16 protein-coding genes are annotated in these 18,606 nt (G+C 42.4%); all 16 read right to left on the bottom strand.

Annotation, left to right across the window (positions count from 1 at the left end; translation table 11 throughout):
• Nucleotides 1–122: 122 nt before the first annotated feature.
• The 16 genes from VSQ61_RS01475 to VSQ61_RS01550 all read right to left on the bottom strand — a co-directional run bounded on the left by VSQ61_RS01475 (nucleotide 123) and on the right by VSQ61_RS01550 (nucleotide 18,519).
• Complete coding sequence (locus tag VSQ61_RS01475; RefSeq protein ID WP_334342655.1) at nucleotides 123–392, bottom strand: hypothetical protein; 270 nt, start codon at nucleotides 390–392, stop codon at nucleotides 123–125.
• A gap of 209 nt (nucleotides 393–601) precedes the next feature.
• Nucleotides 602–1,495, bottom strand: coding sequence for a glycyl-radical enzyme activating protein (locus VSQ61_RS01480; RefSeq protein ID WP_334342656.1), 894 nt, complete (start codon nucleotides 1,493–1,495; stop codon nucleotides 602–604).
• 2 nt (nucleotides 1,496–1,497) lie between these two features.
• Nucleotides 1,498–3,861, bottom strand: a complete 2,364-nt coding sequence (locus tag VSQ61_RS01485; RefSeq protein WP_334342657.1) for a glycyl radical protein — start codon at nucleotides 3,859–3,861, stop codon at nucleotides 1,498–1,500.
• A 182-nt stretch (nucleotides 3,862–4,043) separates the two neighbouring features.
• Nucleotides 4,044–5,285 (bottom strand): sugar ABC transporter substrate-binding protein, encoded by a 1,242-nt coding sequence (locus VSQ61_RS01490; protein WP_334342658.1) that lies wholly within the window; start codon nucleotides 5,283–5,285, stop codon nucleotides 4,044–4,046.
• A gap of 80 nt (nucleotides 5,286–5,365) precedes the next feature.
• Nucleotides 5,366–6,361, bottom strand: a complete 996-nt coding sequence (locus VSQ61_RS01495; protein ID WP_334342659.1) for an ABC transporter permease — start codon at nucleotides 6,359–6,361, stop codon at nucleotides 5,366–5,368.
• The gene (locus tag VSQ61_RS01500; RefSeq protein ID WP_334342660.1) at nucleotides 6,354–7,319 is read right to left on the bottom strand and encodes an ABC transporter permease; all 966 of its coding nucleotides are present in this window, start codon (nucleotides 7,317–7,319) and stop codon (nucleotides 6,354–6,356) included. Before VSQ61_RS01500 ends, VSQ61_RS01495 begins: the two co-directional genes overlap by 8 nt.
• On the bottom strand, nucleotides 7,306–8,829 hold the full coding sequence (locus tag VSQ61_RS01505) for a sugar ABC transporter ATP-binding protein (protein ID WP_334342661.1): 1,524 nt from the start codon (nucleotides 8,827–8,829) through the stop codon (nucleotides 7,306–7,308). Before VSQ61_RS01505 ends, VSQ61_RS01500 begins: the two co-directional genes overlap by 14 nt.
• Before the next feature lie 169 nt (nucleotides 8,830–8,998).
• Complete coding sequence (locus VSQ61_RS01510; protein WP_334342662.1) at nucleotides 8,999–9,262, bottom strand: HPr family phosphocarrier protein; 264 nt, start codon at nucleotides 9,260–9,262, stop codon at nucleotides 8,999–9,001.
• A gap of 15 nt (nucleotides 9,263–9,277) precedes the next feature.
• On the bottom strand, nucleotides 9,278–10,504 hold the full coding sequence (locus tag VSQ61_RS01515; protein WP_334342663.1) for a PTS transporter subunit IIC: 1,227 nt from the start codon (nucleotides 10,502–10,504) through the stop codon (nucleotides 9,278–9,280).
• The gene (locus tag VSQ61_RS01520) at nucleotides 10,498–10,794 is read right to left on the bottom strand and encodes a PTS sugar transporter subunit IIB (protein ID WP_334342664.1); all 297 of its coding nucleotides are present in this window, start codon (nucleotides 10,792–10,794) and stop codon (nucleotides 10,498–10,500) included. The genes VSQ61_RS01515 and VSQ61_RS01520 overlap by 7 nt, the downstream gene beginning before the upstream one ends.
• Nucleotides 10,795–10,884: 90 nt before the next feature.
• On the bottom strand, nucleotides 10,885–12,996 hold the full coding sequence (locus tag VSQ61_RS01525; protein WP_334342665.1) for a BglG family transcription antiterminator: 2,112 nt from the start codon (nucleotides 12,994–12,996) through the stop codon (nucleotides 10,885–10,887).
• The gene (locus tag VSQ61_RS01530) at nucleotides 12,989–14,527 is read right to left on the bottom strand and encodes an FGGY-family carbohydrate kinase (RefSeq protein WP_334342666.1); all 1,539 of its coding nucleotides are present in this window, start codon (nucleotides 14,525–14,527) and stop codon (nucleotides 12,989–12,991) included. The genes VSQ61_RS01525 and VSQ61_RS01530 overlap by 8 nt, the downstream gene beginning before the upstream one ends.
• A 225-nt stretch (nucleotides 14,528–14,752) precedes the next feature.
• The gene (locus tag VSQ61_RS01535) at nucleotides 14,753–15,802 is read right to left on the bottom strand and encodes a DUF3829 domain-containing protein (protein ID WP_334342667.1); all 1,050 of its coding nucleotides are present in this window, start codon (nucleotides 15,800–15,802) and stop codon (nucleotides 14,753–14,755) included.
• A 225-nt stretch (nucleotides 15,803–16,027) separates the two neighbouring features.
• Entirely contained in the window at nucleotides 16,028–16,876 is an 849-nt protein-coding gene (locus VSQ61_RS01540) for a DegV family protein (protein ID WP_334342668.1), read from the bottom strand.
• Between the two features lie 100 nt (nucleotides 16,877–16,976).
• Nucleotides 16,977–17,882 carry a ribokinase gene (locus tag VSQ61_RS01545; protein ID WP_334342669.1) on the bottom strand — a complete coding sequence of 302 codons (906 nt, stop codon included), beginning with the start codon at nucleotides 17,880–17,882 and terminating at the stop codon, nucleotides 16,977–16,979.
• A gap of 67 nt (nucleotides 17,883–17,949) precedes the next feature.
• Nucleotides 17,950–18,519 carry a TetR/AcrR family transcriptional regulator gene (locus tag VSQ61_RS01550; RefSeq protein ID WP_334342670.1) on the bottom strand — a complete coding sequence of 190 codons (570 nt, stop codon included), beginning with the start codon at nucleotides 18,517–18,519 and terminating at the stop codon, nucleotides 17,950–17,952.
• Nucleotides 18,520–18,606 lie beyond the last annotated feature (87 nt).

The following is an 18,606-nucleotide window of genomic DNA, read 5'->3' on the forward strand; positions in this document are numbered from 1 at the left end:
TCCGCTTTCTAGATTTCATTTTTCTCAAGACAATTTTACTCAGCTTTTTCATCGTCAAACAGTCTCAGCTTTTTAGCAAAGACTGTTTGAATGATTTATTATTTATTTGAGAGATAACACTCTCATCTGATTTTATAAAATAGCTGGTTGATTTGTCTGGCTACATTTTTCGGATCTACGACCTTTGTTAATTCACTTACAATTTGAGCTAATTCTGGACTCAAATTTTCGAAAGGATGTTCCACTGTATCAGGATTTATTTCTTCGTTGTGAATCTCCTGCCACTTTCTTGCATTGTCCAAAAGTTCTAAATACCATGCTACATCTTTTAGATAATCTGCTGTCACAATGCCGCCATGTCCTCGTGCAATGTAGTTCCAGTGTTCATTCATTAATTCTTCAATTGACTTTCTCCACCCTACAATATCTGCCGAACGAAAAATATATCCATCCCCCAGTCAAGCGCCAAACGTTCTCTTTGTCCCGGCTCAATCTTTCATATTATAAAATTCAAAAACATAGGTCCCAATTCTAATGCACAGCACAATGTCGCTTCTATATGTAACAAAATCTGTTATTAAACAGACTTGCAGACTTACTTTTATCCATCAATTCTAATTTCCAACTTCGTATCAATTCCCACCAAGCATTCCTCCACCAAGCTTTTGTCTAGTCTTTGAACACCCGGATTCCAATATTCCATATCAAGATACCGATATTTATTTGCTGCATAACGATGATAGGGAAGGAAATCCACCTCCCTTGCTCCTACCTCTTTTGCAAATCGAATAATACTTTCCAGCTCTACTCTATGAAAATTAAATTCTGGTATCACAGGTACACGTACAATAACGCTCTTTCCCCTGCTGCACAGCCGCCTACAATTTTCCATAATTTTCTCACAGCCTGCACCTGTATATTCTCTATGCTTTGCACTGTCTGTGTGCTTGATGTCAAATAAGAACAAATCCATCCATGGAAGTATCTGTTCAAAGCTTTCCCACGGAACATTTCCACAGGTTTCAACGGCAGTTTGAACTCCCCCCTCTTTGCAAAGCCTTAAAAGCTCTGTCAAAAAGTCCGCCTGCAAAAGTGCTTCCCCTCCGCTAAAGGTTACACCTCCCTTTGTTCTCTTATAGAAAATCTTATCCTTTTCAATTTCTTTCCATAGCGCTTCTGCACTTATATAAATGTCTTTTTTATATTTTGCCCCTGCATAGCATACCTCCTCACAAGCACCACAGCCTGTACAGCGAGTACGATCCAGAGTGATTTGCTCCAAAGTCCCAGAAGCTCCCATAGCACATGCCGAAACACAAGCACCACAGCGAATGCAAAGCTCTGGCTGAAACATCAGCACCGATTCTTGCAGCATAGCCTCTGGATTGCAACACCATCTACAGCGAAGTGTACATCCCTTTAAAAATACCACGGTGCGAATTCCTGGTCCATCATGCACAGAAAATCGTTGAATATTCGTAATTCGTCCTACCATAATTAAAATTCCATCAGACTGGTCCGGTCAATAATATCATCCTGAACCTCTCTTCCGAGTGCCGTGAAAAATGCACTGTAGCCTGCAACACGTACCACCAATCCCCGATATTTTTCCGGATTTTCCCTAGCCTCCATCAAATCCTCTTTTGTTACTACATTAAACTGGGTTTCCCAAACTCCACAGTCACAGATACTGCGTACATATTCACCAAATATGTGTTCGCAGCCCTCCCCCTTAAAAATGGATGGATGCAGAAGCTGATTCAGTACCGATCCGTGCCCTGCTCGTACATTGCAAAGCTTCCCCGCTGACTTAAAGATTGCTGTTGCCCCCAGTCTGTCATCTCCATGGGTCGGAGAAACCCCTCCATCATTTAAGGGCTCTCCTGCGTGTCTTCCATTTGGCGTTGCCGCTGTACGCTTTCCATTGGGAACATTGGCTGTCATATAATAAATCCCTGCTGTAAATACCCCACCTCGTGCAGTTTTATATCCCTCTAAGGCATCACAAAATACTGAAATCGCAAAATTACTCATCTCATCTGGTTCATCCAAATCATTCCCATACTTGGGTGCCCTATTTTTCAACATCATTCGAAGGGCTTCCTTTCCTTGGAAATCTGTTCGCAATGCCTCTAGAACCTCCTTCATTCTCAAAGTCTTTTCCTCAAACACGAATTTCTTTAGGGCCATCAGAGAATCTCCCACCGTAATCGGACCTACCCCAAGTGGAGAAGCAAAATTGTACTCAGCTCCACCCACTTCAAAATCCTCACCCTTTTCTATACATCCCTCAATCACAGCCGAACAGAATGGAAGGCGCAAATACATTTTATGACACATATCAATCACTCTATCATACTTTACAAGAATGTCTGTAAAATAATTCACCTGCTCACGATATGCTTGCTTCACATCCTCAATGGAGGTAAATAAAGAAGCATCACCTGTATGAGGCCCCATTTGCCTTCCTGTTATCATACATTGTCCATCATTTAAAGCCAGCTCCAAGCACTTTGACAGATTAATATGTCCACTGTTCCCCCAGCTATTGGTTTTGCCGTCTATCACTGGTTCACTGCACCCTAGAAAGCTAAAATTATAGGCATCCTTTTCCTGAACTCCAATCCTTTTTACTGCTTCTGTAATAAGCTCATCGTTATAAATCTTCACCTTATTAAGCCCCATTTTAACATTCCTTGTCACCTCATCGATTAGGCGTTGGGAGGTATTTTTATGGATACGAACAGCGATATCCGGCTGTGCCAGAGCAATTCTTCGATCCGCCTCTAGAACAAGAATAGTCACGTCATTGGTGATATCGCTGCCATCAGCAAGAGTTCCCCCGACAGTAATGGTTTGACCATGAGCCGGTCCTGTATTTACAGCAGTCGATTCGTTGGATGAGATCTTATCAATCTCGCTGAGCTTTAGGTACAGACATTCCATCAGCTCTAGTGCACTCTCATGAGTCAAGCTTCCATTCTCCACATTCGCCTTATAGAAGGGATACAAAAACTTATCCATTCTCCCGATGCTGATCGCCAGCCCATTTCCCTCTAGCTGAATGGAAAGCTGTATAAAATAAAGAAACTGCAGGGCTTCCCAATAGGTCTGTGCAGGCTTTGCCGGAACTCTTGCGCAGTTTGCAGCTATCTCAAGCAATTCTCGCCTTCTTTGCAAATCCTCCTCCTGCTCTGCCAGCTCCTTGGCCAATTTTGAAAAACGTTCTGCATAAAGGATGACTGCCCTCATAGCCTCTATACAAGAAAGATAGAACTCTCTTTTTTCTATATAATCATCCTTCTTAAGGTCAAGTGCTTCAAGCTTTTCTTCACAAATGGTGATCATCTGCTCAAAGCCTGTATTTAACAGATATTCATAATTTGGAACCAAATGCCCTGGAGATTTGGATGAGTAGCTTGCATTATACACAACTCCAAAGTCTATGATGCGTGTCAGCTCCTTTGGAATACACGCTTCCACTCTCTCATCTAACGCGCGCCCTTCCCAATACTTTAGACATTCTCTAAGCTGCCCCTTTTGTTCCTCCGTAATGGCAAAACGATCTCCTGGTCTAGTAGAAAAATCATCCATCTGCTTTGATATCCAGCCAGCAGCATATTCCGGAAACAGCGGCGTACTGCGTACCTTCTGTGCATGGCAGCCTACAATCAGCTCATTCTTATGAATTGCTATAGTCATGTGTTCCATCACATGACGCAATGCAAGAGCCTTCTTCATTGTCTCTGATTTATTTTCATTCTGTCTATAGCTCTCCGTCACCAGCACAGCTCGTTCCGTATCTGCCGCACGTACTGCGCTAAAAAAAGCATCTCTTAGCTCTGTAATTCTATCCTTCATCTTCAAACCTCCTTGGGCTTTCTACTGTTTTCGTTCTCTTAGCTTCATTATAGTCAGTCTGTTTTTCTGTGAAAAGTCACAATCTTGTCACAGAAAAAGGGATGCTTTTGCACGAAAAAGAGGATGCCATGTATCGCTGACATCCTCTTTCATCCTTCTATTTTGGTTCCGTATTGTTTGTTCTACCACTGCGCAGGCAGGAAGCTTTCCACATTATCTTTATGAATGACTGCTGGCTCCATGAATACATAATCATCCAAGTCCTCTCCATTGAACCACTTTGCCGCAAGGAGCACCGGAAGAGCGCCATCCTGCATAGGCGGCTGATTGGTGGAACACTTCAGCCTTCCATCCTTAATATAATTCAAAGCAGTTTCACTATTGTCAATACCGCCAATAAGAATATCACTGCGGCCTGCTGTCTCACAAGCCTCAATAGAGCCAGTTGCCTGTGCTGTCGTCTCAGAGGTAAAGATAACATTTAATTCATCGCCATATTTTGTGATCCAGTCAGATACCACCTGCTTTACATTTTCAGCAGAATCGGTTCCTGGTGACTGAATATCCAAGCATTTCATATCCGGCGCAATCTTTGCCAGCTCCGTAATGACACCATAGGCACGTGCATAATAAGCAGAACCGCCTGGGTTATGGGTGATGACACAATACCCTCCCTGATAGCCGGCTTCCTCTGCCATATATTCAGCCAGCAGCTTACTCTGATCCCAATCTGCTGGTCCACAAAAGCTTAAAAGGTACTGAAAGCCTTCATTGCTGGGCATAACATTGGAACCAATCACCGGAATTCCCGCATCATACATTTTTCGCAGATGTGTTACGGAGGTCTCCTGATCCACCGGATTATAGATAATCAGATCCGGTTGTTCATTGATCGCCTGATCTACCTGCTGGGTCTGAATATTGACATCCCAGTTGGCTGACATTACATCAACCTCCATCCCAAACAGCTCTGCTGCCTGCTTTGTGGCATTAATATAGGCTGTGTGATAGGGATGATCTCCATTTTTCAAAAGAACAATTTTCTTTCCAATACAACCATCCGCGGGAGATACCGGTTGATCCATCTTCTGAATCTCGGCATATGGATATTCAAAATCAAACCAATGCATCTCGTCAGTCTCAGCCAATGCGTCAGGATTCTCCGGTTTTGTGGGAACCTCCGGAACAAAGGTATCAATAAACAGGGGATTTCCCGCATTGTCCTTGGCTGACTGCCAGTCAATGGCTTTACTTGCCTCCAGATTGTCACCTGTTGGCTCCTCTGCCTGCTCTGGGGCTTGCGTCTCTGTGCCTTCCTCCGTCACTCCCGGGTCCGCCGCCGGCGCTTCCTTTGAACCACAGCCAGCGAGCAGTCCACTCACCAGCATCGCTGCCATCAGCAAGCTTACAAATCTTTTTTTCATGTTGATAAAACCTCCCTTAAATTTTTTTGAGTATTATCGAAACTCGTTTCTATAATAAATCTGTCTCCAGATTATTACCTTTATAAGTACAAATCACATTTAGAGCCCAAAAGCTTCTTTTTTCGATAGATGCTGACCGCCTCCATTAAAACCACCAAAATCAACACCAGACCATTGACAAAAATCTGCATTTCATATCCAAGCTTGAAGCAGGTAAGGCCATTATACAGAGCTGTCAGCGTCAAAACTCCGAAGAAGCTGCTTAAGATACCTCCCTTTCCTCCAGTAAGGCTTGCACCTCCCAAAACGGATGCCGCAATCAGCATATTTAAGGGACTAATCCCCATAGCTCCAATATCTGCCATAGCTGATGCCAGATAGCAAGCATAGAGGGCACCTCCCAGTGCTGCAAAGGCTCCATTCAGAGCAAAGGCTGATGTCAAATATATGTCCGTATGGAGCCCTGCATACCAAGCTGACTCCACGTTTCCCCCTACCAGGTAAAAATTTTTTCCAATGGTTGTCCAATTCATAAATACCTCCATCAACAGTACAATCAGAATTGCTATAATCGCCCGGTTTGGAAGAATTGGTATCAGCTTTTGATCCAAGAAATCTGTCATAGCAAAATTGGTAATAGAGCGGGTTGCTGCATTATTGGAATAGCTCACTAGTCCCTGAAGCAGTGTTGACATTCCAAGAGTTGCAATAAAGGAATTGATTTTCGCTTTTGTTACCAATAAGCCATTCACGATTCCAATCAAAACTCCCGCTAGGATTGCTGTAAAAATCGCAACTCCAAAACTGCCCACCTTACCAACCATATAGATAGCCAGGTTTCCCGACATATTAATGATCGTCACTGTAGATAAGTCCAAATGTCCACATATCAAAACAATGGTAAAGCCAATGACTACAATGCCATTCAGCATAGCTGTTCCAAATAATGCACTAATGTTATAAGCATTGAAAAATCTAGGTGCAAATATGCTCATAATTACAAATACCAGCAAAAATATCAGATAAATTCTTCGGGCATTCAGAGCTGCCCATATCTCTTTCCTATCTTTAACCATTGAGCGCCTCCGATTTTTTCGTTGTATAATTCGTCAGCCATACAATTGCGATAAAAACCACACCAGTAACCACATCCTGCAAAAAGCTGTTCAAGCCTATCAAGGTCATAATGTTGTTCAAAAGGCCAATTGCCAAAACACCTCCGAACACACCTGCTATGCTTCCTCTTCCGCCATCTAAAACCATGCCGCTCAATACGACTGCAGTGATAGCTCGAAATTCATATCCAACTCCATAATTGTAGCAGGCAGATTTGGACAAAGATGCAATAAACAATCCTGTCAAGGCTGCCATAAGACCGCTTCCCACAAAAGCCAGAGTAATAATTCCTGACACATGGATTCCACTATACCAAGCGACAGTCTCTGAACAGCCTACCATCTTAAACTGCCTTCCAATCCGACTGTAGGACACCAGAATATGAAGTAATGTCATCAATAAAAGCATCATCACAACACCTAATGGTACCTGACCAAACACACGATATCTGGAGATTTGTTCAAAAACCTGTATATTTCCTTCCGTAGGATAAATATTGGCACTTCCAAAAATCACACGAATCAAACCCGCGAACACAAAGCTCATAGCCAAAGTCCATACCACTGTATTAATCCGAAAGATTCCCACAACCAGGCCATTCAGCAGACCAATCAAGGCTCCGCTTATCAGTGTGCAAAAAATCATTGGGATCATGCCAAATTTGAGTGTCAAAATTGATACAAAGCTGGCTACCGCAATGGTGGATGGTACGGACAAATCCACACTCTGACCACAGTAGGTTACAAGAGCCATTCCGCTTGCCAGAATTCCCAGATAAGAAATCGCATCCAGGATATTCAACAGATTCGCCGCACTCAAAAATTTCTTTGATACAAAGGAGCCTACTATGAGCAAAAAAATAACAATCATATAGGTCCCAAATTTTTCAAGATATGTGAAACCGTTACTCTTCTTCATAAGCCTTCCCATCCCCATTTGCCAACATTAGAAGTGAAACCTCGGAGCAGTTGTCCTGCTCTTTATCAATGATTCCCTTTTGTCGTCCCTGATACAGGATCAATACCCGATCTGAGAGCCCTCCAACCTCCATCAAATCAGAAGAAATCAGTATTGCTGCATTTCCTTGACTTACATGTCGTTTGACAGCTTCGTGAATCATACTTTTTGCCCCAACATCTACACCCCTGGTAGGCTCGTCTAAAATCAGCAGCTTGGGATTGGTCAAAAGCCATTTTGCCAAAAGTACCTTCTGTTGATTTCCACCTGACAACTGTCCAACCATTTTATTTACATTCCGGGGGTTGACCTGAAGCTCTTCCATCAACTCCTCCACCTTCTCCTTTTGCTGTCCCTCTCGACACCAAAAGCTTTTGCTTTGACTTACACTTCTTGCACTTGCAATATTCTCACCAATAGAAAGATTCAGCATTAAACCCTCAAGCTTTCGATCCTCTGACAGATACGCAATATTTTTTCGTATAGCCTGGGTATAGCTTCGATTTTTTAAAGCTTTTCCCTCATAATAAAGCTCTCCCGTATCCCACTGGTCAATTCCAACCAAGGCCCTTGCAAGCTCGCTTCTTCCCGCACCAGAAAGGCCGCAGATTCCAAGAATCTCTCCCTCATGAACCTGAAAGCTAATATCCTTAAAAAATCCATAGCGGGTCAGCTTCCTTGCTTCCAAAACTACGGCACCCACATCCAGCCTTCGTTTTGCGTAAAAATCTTGAATATCCTTGCCTACCATATTGCGAATAACCGCTTCTGGTGTTGTCTTCGTCTTATCTATGGTCTCCACATGCATTCCATCTCGCATAGTGGTTATAGAATCTGAAATTTCAAAGACCTCGCTCATAAAATGAGAAATATATAGAACTGCCAATCCCTGCTTAGTAAGGTCATGAATAATTGCAAAGAGACGGCGGCTTTCTTCTCTGGATAAAGAGGAGGTGGGCTCATCCATAATCAAAATGCCAGGATGATTGGACAAAGCCTTTGCAATTTCCACCAGCTGTGCCTCATGCTGGCTCAAGGCCGAAACTAATGTATTTGGATTCAGATCCTTAAGTCCTACCATCTCTAAATATTTTATAGAGTTCTCTTCCAATTTCTTCTTATCCAGAAAAATCCATTTCTTTTTTGGCAAAGCTCCAGACATGATATTCTCTGCCACTGTAATAGGTCTTGCCAAACCCAACTCCTGATGAATGATTGCAATTCCACACTGCCTTGCCTTAGTGGGGCTATCAATCCTCACTTCCTCTCCATGAAGGAAAATCTGTCCCTCATAATCCGGATATTCTCCGGCCAATACCTTCATCAACGTGGACTTTCCTGCTCCATTTTCCCCACAGATTGCATGCACTTCACCTTTATGTACCTGTATATTAACGTCGTTAACTGCAAGAAAGGAAGAAAATCGTTTTATAATATGTTTCATTTCAAGAGCACATGTTTCCTTGTCCATTCTCGTTCTCCTATTTCAGTTCCATCATTTAAGTTCCCATTCTGTATCTTTGTTTTCATCATTTTAATGACAAAATTATAGTAGCATATCTTTATTTGTCGAAAAAGTAACAAATACCTCCCCGCATTTCGGAGCTTTTTACACTTTTCCCACAATTCAACAAGCTGCCCTAGGCATTACCCATGTGGCGGAACACCTCCAGCATCCCCTCTGCCGCTTCCTCTTCATCCTCACCGGATACCAATACCTCAATGCTTTCTCCTGAATTTACCCCTAATGCCAAAATACAGATACTCTTCTTTGCATCCGCAAGCTTTTCTCCATAACGAATCTGAATATCTGATTTGAACTTTTCTGCCTCTTCTGCCAGTAAGTAGGATGGATGTGCATGAAGCCCAATATGATTTCTGATTTCCACTTTATAAACTACCATTATTTTCCTCCACCTCTAGATATAATATTTTAATAACTTCAATATAAATGAGAGTAGCAAGCCTAAGCTTCCATATCCAGTCTCCCCAAAAGCCGCACCAGCCTCATAATATCCCCCATGAAGGGTCATAAACAGGCTCATCAATAAAACAACCACTGCCCCTGCTACTGCTCCTGAGACTACCGCTCCTGCCTTTCCACCCTCTGCATTTCCAAAAACTCCTGCCACACCTCCCGCAAAATAAAGGCTTGTAAATCCAGGAAGCGGTATAAAAGGCACTTTAAAAAAAATCAAGGCACACAAGACACATACTCCCGAAATACCAGAGGCCAAAAAGCCCGCTTTCCATGCTCCGGGGGAGTAGGTGATCACTGCCGTGGAATCAAGTCCCACTACAAGCTGTGGCAAGACCGCCTTCCCCATATCCCAAAACATGGGAATAAAGGTTCCCAAAAGCATGCGAAGTCCCTGAATAATCATAGTGAGTGCCGTACCGTATGCAAAAGATTCCATTAGGCATTCTTTCCATTTCACGAAAATATTTTCTCCTGCTGCCAGTGATAAAAGTATCTGAAGTCCCAAAACTGTAAGAATTCCCATTGAGGTAATGTACCCCGAACTCTTCCCATTTTTTCCGTAGGCAGCCTTTGCTTTCCCTTGAAAGCATTTACCAATCCAAACTCCCAAAAGAGCTGCACCGGATGTGGAATTAGCCAAACCTGCCTCTGTTTTCGGATTTAACTTTTTCATGCTTTTAGCACCTATCCATACGCTTAAATACGCATAGATTCCTGTAACAGCTCCCGCACTAAGAGCAGCCGGAACCTCCCTAAAATCCGTTAGCTGATGAAAAAGCGAAACGCTCATCAAGCTCAAAAACAGTAAATGATGCCCTGTCAAAAATAGATATCCCTTTTTCCGTATGCGCGCCAGCATAAGATTCACAAAAAAAGCAGTAAGAAAGGCTAAAAAGCCAATGTTTCCAGCACTCTGTAAAAGCCAGGAGCCAAAGATTTCCGTATTCATTACCCCGCCCTTAAGCCCATAGACAAGAAATAGCTTTTCTGACAAAGGTCCCATTGCCCAGGCGGAAAGCTCTGCTCCTAAGAGGATCAGATACCAGCCAATTATGGTTTTCATAATATTTTCTATGATCTCATTGATCGGCTTTTTCTTTTTCAATAAATAAGCTGCCGCTATAAAAGCCGGCAGCCATGGTATTCTTTGAAACTGCATCAACATCCGTTTCCACTCCATTTTTCATTTTTCAGCCAATTAAACAGCTTTTCTTCAATCTCATCTACATCCAAAACATCTTCAATCACCAGCACGGAGCTGTCTGCGATTGTAAGTCCTTCCATGTCCAACCCATAGGGCATCACATAAAGCTCTGCCTGCTCCATAAAGCCACTGCTCACGTCACAGGGCAGTACCTCACAAAGCATTCCCAGACGCTCCAAAGCCTCCTCCGTCTTGATTTTTAGCGCAAAGCAGGTTCCAAGGCCACAAGCGCATAAGGTAACTATTTTCACTGTTTTTCCTCCATTTTGGTTCCGTAGTTACTTATGAAGTACACCTGAACTAAATCAAATTCCGGTCACAAATGCATGTATCCATAGCAACTACTGTTGTTCATGCTTCACAGGCATATATTCATGCATCTGCCGTATAAGCTTAAGAATCTCCTCCGGAGCTTTCGCCTCATTTACCTTTCTCACTAGTTCCTTGTCACTAATGAACTGAATCAGCTTTACCATTTCCCGCATATGCTCTTTTTTATCAATGGTAGCAATACAGATCAAGAGCTTTACCGGATCATTCATCCTATGGCCAAAGGATACACTGTCCTTCAAGGTTGCCAGACTGATAGAAGAACGCAGAACACCATCTGTAGAAAGGGCATGGGGCAGGGCAATTCCCTTTGTAATCACAATATAAGGTCCCATAGTTTTTACGTTTTGCACCATACAATCCACATATTTAGGGGTCACAAAGCCTTGTTCTACCAATGGTTTAGCTCCCTGGCGAATCGCATCCTCAAAGCCGTCCACCTCAAGCCCCAATTGAATCTCCTTCTCTGTCAGAGCATCCAAAAGCTCTACTTGTGGCTCTTCCACTGGGAAAATTCTTGACAGCTTCAATTGCAGTTGCTCTTTGTCACGAATCTCGCAGGTTTCCGAGATTGCCTTCATCACCCTTGTGTAAACACTATCTCCGATAAATTTTTGATTCAGCCTTCCATTGCTGTCCAAAAAAAGGCGGATCTTTTTAATATCCTCCTCCGTAGGAAGTGTATTGACTAGGATAACCGGAATATTCAAGTATTCAAATGGAACTGTTGAAATAATAAAATCAGGTCTCTCTTCATGGATTATTTTCCCTGCACTTCGAACTGCTGTAGTTGTAATAATCCGGATTTGAGGAAAATACTGCTTCACACGTGCAGATACAATCTTTGCGGTTCCTACCCCGTTATTACACACAATAATCGTACTGTAATTCACACTGTTTTGCATATAACGGCGCTCGTCAGCAGCAAGGAAGTGAAGCATCAGCAAGGCGTCTTCCCTCTCCGAATTCATGTGCAGCTCCTCCTCCGAAAATTGTGACAAGCACTGGCGAATGCACTGGTACAGTATGGGATTTTCCTCTATCATTGCTCGGATATTTTTCATATCCGTATCATAGGAGACAAAGCTGTTTTCAATTAATGAGATCAAATGCTTTTGCAAACTTGAACGAAGCTCTTCATCATTATAATAGGACTTTTTTGTCTTTTCACTTACCTTGAGAAGAATATGATCCGTCAAAGCCAGAGACAGCTCCTCCGATTTTTCCATATTTTCCAGGTTAAAGATTCGATGGAGCTCAGCAAGAAGATAATTTTCATCCTCTGCCCGAAAATCCAATACCTTGCTTTTACGCATTTTCTCAAAATATTCCTTGAGATACCAGGGTACCTTAAGCCCGTCATTTCCTGGCTTAGCTACTCTTTCTTCCATCCTTCGCTTTCCAGATAGAACCGTCAAAACGATTATCACATAATATTGCGCATCTGTAATCGCTGCCTTTCCTTTTTGCTCTGCTGCTCTTAGCTTTTCCTCACAGTCACCAATTCCATTCTCTCCTGCAATTCTACGCCACATTTTTTCAATGATAATGCTTTTATTGGGATAAATATCACGAAGAATCTCCCATAATTCCAATGGGGTAAACATCTCTAGGAGACTGTCAATCAACAGTCTCCTAAGCTCAAGCTCCGTACTCTCATATTTTAAACCATGCTTTGTTCCTAAAAGCTTTATCCCTCGGGCCTCACAGTCCTCTTTTACAACATGCACATCATCTATCACTGTTTTTCTGCTTACAAATAAGGCTTGTGAAAGCTGCTCATAGGTCAGATATTCCTCTGCATCAAAAAGCAGAAGCTTTATATACATAATTCTTTCTTCTTTGGAAAGTACATAATTGTCTGTGTTCATTTCCAAAAGAAGCTTTTTGTACTTTTCCAGATCCTCTGGCTCCAGATCTAGAAAAATGCCATTTTTTCGTTCCCGCTTAAGAGGCGGCAGGTGATTCAGCTTCAAATAATAATCAATTCGTTCCAAGTTATTGCGGACAGTTCGATTAGAGATTGCCAATGTTGCTGCCAGCTCTTCTATGGTAATGCCTTTTTGCTCTTTTGCACGCTCAAATAGAAACACAAGTATTTTTAAGTCCTTTTGGCTAACCATTCCTCATCCTCGATAAAATGTCGTAGTTACTCTTAATATCCTCATAAAGTTTACGATAGATAGTATAATATTCTTCATAGATTGCATGCTGCTCTGGAACTGGATGATGGGTCTTATCCACCTTGATAAAGGTTTTTGCTACATCAAAGCTTCCAAAAACGCCTGCACCTACCCCCGCATTGATCACATTCCCCATAGGCGCTCCTTTTGCTTCCTTCATATAATTCAAATCTACATTCAGAATATCTGAGGCTATCTGACGCCACAGCTCGCTTTTTGCTCCGCCCTCACTGACTAAAATCGGATTGCTGACAGGGAGATGGTTTTCCTGCATGATCTTCAGACAATGATATATTGCATAAATTGCTCCCTCCATCATCGCTCGTACCCAGTGACCCCTTTTATGGGAAAAAGATAGACCAAATACCATTCCCCTAGCATTGGGATTCCAAAGAGGAGTTCTTTCTCCAGAAAGATAGGGAAGAACAATCAGTCCTTCTGCTCCAGCCGGAATCGATGCTGCTTCCTCTGAGAAAATATCATAAATATCCTTTCCTTCTCTGTTGCATATTTCATTTTCTCTTTCTGTGAAGGTATCCCGCAGATAACGAAGGAGACCTCCACAGGATGAGGTGCCAGCTAAAGTTGTATACAAGGTTTGAGAATCGGCAGTATGTATAATAGTGGTTAGACTTTTCGTAAATCTAGGCTCCTTATGGACAACTCCCAAAGCTCCGGCCGTCCCCATTACAAAGCTCGCATCCTCCGGATGTGTAGCTCCGTTTCCCAACCAGGCCGCATTACAATCCACACTCCCCGCCATAACCAGTGTTCCTGGACACAGACCGCATTCCTCACTGGCCTTTTTTGTTACCTCTCCCGCAATTTCATGACAGGGTACCAGACGTGTTAGCTTTTCTGCATCTATTCCAAGCCGTTCTATCATATCAGTTCGCCATTCTCTTTTGACAATATCAAAAAAGATTCCGATTAGAGAAGCATTCGAATAATCTGTTACAAACTCTCCCGTCAGCTTCATTGTAATAAAATTAGCAGGATTCAACATTTTATAAGCCTTTTTATATAGCTCTGGATTGTTATTTTTCTCCCACAGAAGCTTAATTGCCCCACTGTGCGGGTCCAACGGATTTGCACAAATCTCAAAAATTTTATCATCATCATAATAGTTTCGCACAAAATCGCATTCCTTTTGTGCACGCCTATCCATCCAGATTGGACTGTTCTTTAATGGATTTCCCTCTCTATCCACCAAAATGCAACAGGGAGAACATGCGCTCACACTGACTCCAACAATTTCGCTGGGATCTACCCTGGACTGCTTTAATATTGACTGCATATTCTTTTTAAATACTTCCCAATAGTCATTGGGATTATGCTCAAACCAGCCTGCCCTCGGAGAGTATAAGGGGTATTCTACATAATAGCTTCCATAAATTCTTCCTTCCTCGTCCGCAATCACTGCTTTTGCTCCACTGGTTCCTATATCACACCCTACAAGATATTTTGCCATGCCATCACCCATTTGTTCCAATCCATATTCCGGTAATCCGGTGTTTCTTTTATTATATCTTGCATAAATATTGATTTAAAGTCACAAACTTTTCCTTTGAAAATGCAGGAGTTTTCCATGATATCGAAATATGTGGATAAAACTTATAATAGAAAACTAGCGGGAAGATGTGAGCTGTAAACCCACATCTCCCCGCTAGCTCTATTTATGATATTTTATTTACCACTAATCTACAAACACCGAATTATACCGATCAATACACTGGCCAAGCACATACGAAAAATGCCCCAGAGATCCCAACGGCGCACCCGAACCGCTCATATCCGGAAGCTGTCCACTCTCCGTCTGCTTCATCACCCACTCAAGGGCTGACACCAGACCATCCAAAAGACCATCAAAGGGACGAGAATTGGACAGAGATTCTTTGATCAGCTGATCATTATCTGCTGTAGCTGCATCAAAATCAGCTACCACTGCCACCAGTTCATCATATAACTCCCGAATTTCCGTAAGATCCAGATCCGTAAGATTTTCATCACTGACGCCCTGATCATAAGCTACATTTAAAACTTCCCTTCCAATGGAAATTGCCCTGCTGGCATTGTAGATGATAAGATTTCCCTCTTCCTTCATCTGCTGCTCTTCCTCTTCAATCCGGGCAGTACCCATTTCATCAATGGCATCCATGAATGCATAACCAAGGTCTGCAAATGCATCTGCATTGGCATAAATAATCGCATGATACTCCTTTGCCTTCTGATATTGATTATCCGCAAAATCGTGGCTGCTGCTGATATCAGAGAAAGTCTCCATCAAAGCCCAAAGAGGGTCCGCCATCTCTTTCACCAGCTCGTCCATCTCCCCATAATCCGGATCCATATCAGCAAGCATCAGACAGTCTTCCAATGTATCTGTATTCTTCCCGTAGACACGATAACCATAGGTAAGTCCCGTATCCGGCAGCAGGGAAAACTCTTCTGCATAGTCCACAACCTCATAATAGTAATTAATGGAATCCATAATTTCCACAATATCATTGTTCAGTTCCACATAGTAATTATACTTGATCAGATCCATCTGCTCTGGAGGAATCTCATCCTCCTCCGTTGATTCTGACTCTGCTTCTGACTCTGCTTCTGCCCCTGCAAAAGTCTCCTGCTCCGGCTGCTCCGGCTTTGTTTTTTCTGGTTCCTCAACCTTTTTGCCGCAGCCTGACAGTACAAACACAAAAATAAGCAGCACTGCTATCAGCTTTGTCAAACGGTTACTTTTCATAATTTACATACCTCCTATCTTAAGTTGCTACGCAACGGTACTAAAGGGTAAAGTCACTTCGGCACACCTGTGACTTTACCGTCCAGCATAAAATATTTCTTAAAACACTTGACATTTCTTAGCTGGACTACATAAGATAAAAATTAAAAGATAAATGTATTATACCAAAAACAGAACAATTTGTATAGTTGAGTTTCACCTTTGCTTTCATATATTCCTGTAATTCTATTTTGCAAAAAACGCTACTGCAATGGCCCCTGGCCCTATATGTGTGCCAATGGTGCTTCCAATACAATAAGACGGAATATGATCCAGTTCATCTTCCCAGAGACTTGCGCTGTCCTTTAAATATTTCTGCAGCAGGCTGTCATCCATTCCGGAGTATGCCGTAGCATAAGGCATCTGAAAATCTATGCCGCCGGATTTTTCAATCAACTGTATCAAAAGGTTATTGCCCTTTTTAGAGCCCATAGCCTTTCCAATCATCTTCACTTCTCCATCCATAATTGCAATTACTGGTTTTATCTGAAGAATTGCCCCTGACATAGCGGTAACTGCCGAGATCCTTCCGCCCTTCTGAAGATACTCCAAAGTACCGAGCAATGCCATAAGCTTAATCCTGTGTCTTGCATCCTCCAGCTTCTCCACCAGCTCCTTTGCAGAAGCTCCGTCTTTTAACAGACGAACAGCATACTGAATCAAAATCCGCTCTCCGAGGCTTGCATTTAAACTGTCTACCACAAAAACCTTCCCTGGAAAAGAACCTGCTGCCGCTACGGCACCTGCATAGGTTCCGGAAAGCTTTGAAGATAAGGTGACAGCCACCACATCACTGCCATCCGCCGTAAGCTCCGAAAAACATTCTTCAAACTGAAACATATTGATCTGGCTTGTAGTGGGAAGCTCATCGCTCTCAATCAATTTTTCAAAAAAATCCCTGCCGGACAGATCCACGCCATCCATATAGGTCTTATCACCGAACAAAATTGACATGGAAATCATATGGATCCCAAGTTTTTCTGCTTCTTTCTTGCCAATGTCTGATGACGAATCAATTACCAGCTTTACTGCCATAAAGTCTGCCTCCTAGTATTATGAATTCCGCAATATCCCTTTAACTCCAATCACTTCTGTCTCTTTATTTTTCAGTTCTATTCACAGATAACTGCTTGCTTTACGAAAATTGAAAATTTTCCACTTCCCTCAATACCGGAATAGACGGAGACGCACCCTGTCTGGTTACTGCTATGGCAGAAGCCCTGGATGCCATATCCATCGCTTTACCCACAGAAAGCCCTCTTAAAATTCCTCCGATAAAATATCCGGTAAAAGTATCCCCGGCCGCTGTAGTATCCACAGCTTCCACTTTGTAGGAGGGCTGCAAAAAGCTTTCATTCTGATCCATATACATTGCTCCCTCTTTGCCCAGAGTCAATACAATCACTGCTTTTGGAAAACATTCCATCAGCGCCCTGCCAAGCTTTTCTTTATCAAAGCCTTCTTTTACATCCTGCCCCAGGATCTGTCCTGCTTCAATCTCATTGAGCATAAAATAATCCACATATTCCAGCGGCAGCTTCCGGATCTTCTCATTCATCGGCGAAGGGTTAAGCACAATCTTAAGGCCATTTTTATGAGCCTGCTCCACAATATAGGCCAATTCATTGATCTCATTCTGTAGCACAATGAAATCACCTTTCTGGCAGCGGCTCATAACTGCATCAACCTGCTCCCTTGTAATGGCCTGGTTTGCACCGCCGTAGAGAAGAATACAGTTATCCCCTTCCCTGTCATTCTGGATAATCGCATTTCCGCTTCTTATCTCATCCAGAACAGCCACACATTCCGTATTAACTCCTGCTTCCTCCATCTGCTTTAACAGAAACCTTCCGTCTTCCCCGATAGAACCTGCATGCCAGGTTTCCACCCCTGCCTTAGCCAGTGCAATGGATTGATTCAATCCCTTTCCTCCGCTGAAGACCTGAAGGAAATCGGAAGAAATTGTCTCTCCCTTTTTTACGAAATGATCTACCTTATATGTATAATCAATATTTAGTGATCCAAAACATAATACCTTCATTCTCTGCACCCCTTTCTTTTATGATTAGAATAACATCAATTTATAAAGTTATCAATCATTTGTATACTTACATTTTGTTTTTCACTTCGTCTTTCCCGGGATCGGCTACGCTGTTTGCAACCATTCGGGCAATTTCTTCTGCTGATTCCTGTTTGCCATCCTGTTCCCACATAATAAAAATGTTCAGCAATGCTCCCCCATAGAAATAAAGTTCATAGATAGGAATTTTGTAGCGGGGCTGGATTCTATTTTTCATATAGGCATTCATTGCATCTATGACAATATAATAGAGCTTTGCATCCACCAGTTTTAAGATAAAACCGGCATATTGATCAAAATATTTGAGAGCATGAACAATGCTGGTTATATCGTGGAATTTTCCGATTTTCTCCTTCTCGGAAATACATTCCCGTATGTAGCCAGCAACTATCTCATGAAAAAAATCCGCCAGAGCATCCTCCTTTGTCTCATAATAATGATAAAAAGTCATTCTGGATACTCCGGCTCTTTTCACAATATCCGATATGCGGATGTCCTTGTATTCCTTCTTATCCATAAGAGCAAATATAGCCTCGCCTATGCACACTCTGGTAAATCTTGTCCTTTTATTATAATTTTTGGAAAATAGATCCGCCATCCTGCTGCTCCTTTCCCGAATAATATATCCCTGGGGCATGGGGCATCCCTGAACTTAGTTTTCCTCTATGCAAAAAAGGTACTTTCA

The sequence above is a fragment of the Candidatus Merdisoma sp. JLR.KK006 genome, from assembly GCF_036941035.1.
GTDB lineage: Bacteria > Bacillota > Clostridia > Lachnospirales > Lachnospiraceae > Laedolimicola.

Bases quoted from the DNA above. Each gene is read 5' to 3' on its own strand.
- VSQ61_RS01525 (WP_334342665.1), bottom strand. From the start codon at position 12,996: ATGGTTAGCCAAAAGGACTTAAAAATACTTGTGTTTCTATTTGAGCGT.
- VSQ61_RS01510 (WP_334342662.1), bottom strand. From the start codon at position 9,262: ATGGTAGTTTATAAAGTGGAAATCAGAAATCATATTGGGCTTCATGCA.
- VSQ61_RS01535 (WP_334342667.1), bottom strand. From the start codon at position 15,802: ATGAAAAGTAACCGTTTGACAAAGCTGATAGCAGTGCTGCTTATTTTT.
- VSQ61_RS01530 (WP_334342666.1), bottom strand. From the start codon at position 14,527: ATGGCAAAATATCTTGTAGGGTGTGATATAGGAACCAGTGGAGCAAAA.
- VSQ61_RS01485 (WP_334342657.1), bottom strand. From the start codon at position 3,861: ATGAAGGATAGAATTACAGAGCTAAGAGATGCTTTTTTTAGCGCAGTA.
- VSQ61_RS01505 (WP_334342661.1), bottom strand. From the start codon at position 8,829: ATGGACAAGGAAACATGTGCTCTTGAAATGAAACATATTATAAAACGA.
- VSQ61_RS01480 (WP_334342656.1), bottom strand. From the start codon at position 1,495: ATGGTAGGACGAATTACGAATATTCAACGATTTTCTGTGCATGATGGA.
- VSQ61_RS01500 (WP_334342660.1), bottom strand. From the start codon at position 7,319: ATGAAGAAGAGTAACGGTTTCACATATCTTGAAAAATTTGGGACCTAT.
- VSQ61_RS01475 (WP_334342655.1), bottom strand. From the start codon at position 392: ATGAATGAACACTGGAACTACATTGCACGAGGACATGGCGGCATTGTG.
- VSQ61_RS01490 (WP_334342658.1), bottom strand. From the start codon at position 5,285: ATGAAAAAAAGATTTGTAAGCTTGCTGATGGCAGCGATGCTGGTGAGT.
- VSQ61_RS01540 (WP_334342668.1), bottom strand. From the start codon at position 16,876: ATGGCAGTAAAGCTGGTAATTGATTCGTCATCAGACATTGGCAAGAAA.
- VSQ61_RS01515 (WP_334342663.1), bottom strand. From the start codon at position 10,504: ATGTTGATGCAGTTTCAAAGAATACCATGGCTGCCGGCTTTTATAGCG.
- VSQ61_RS01545 (WP_334342669.1), bottom strand. From the start codon at position 17,882: ATGAAGGTATTATGTTTTGGATCACTAAATATTGATTATACATATAAG.
- VSQ61_RS01495 (WP_334342659.1), bottom strand. From the start codon at position 6,361: ATGGTTAAAGATAGGAAAGAGATATGGGCAGCTCTGAATGCCCGAAGA.
- VSQ61_RS01550 (WP_334342670.1), bottom strand. From the start codon at position 18,519: ATGGCGGATCTATTTTCCAAAAATTATAATAAAAGGACAAGATTTACC.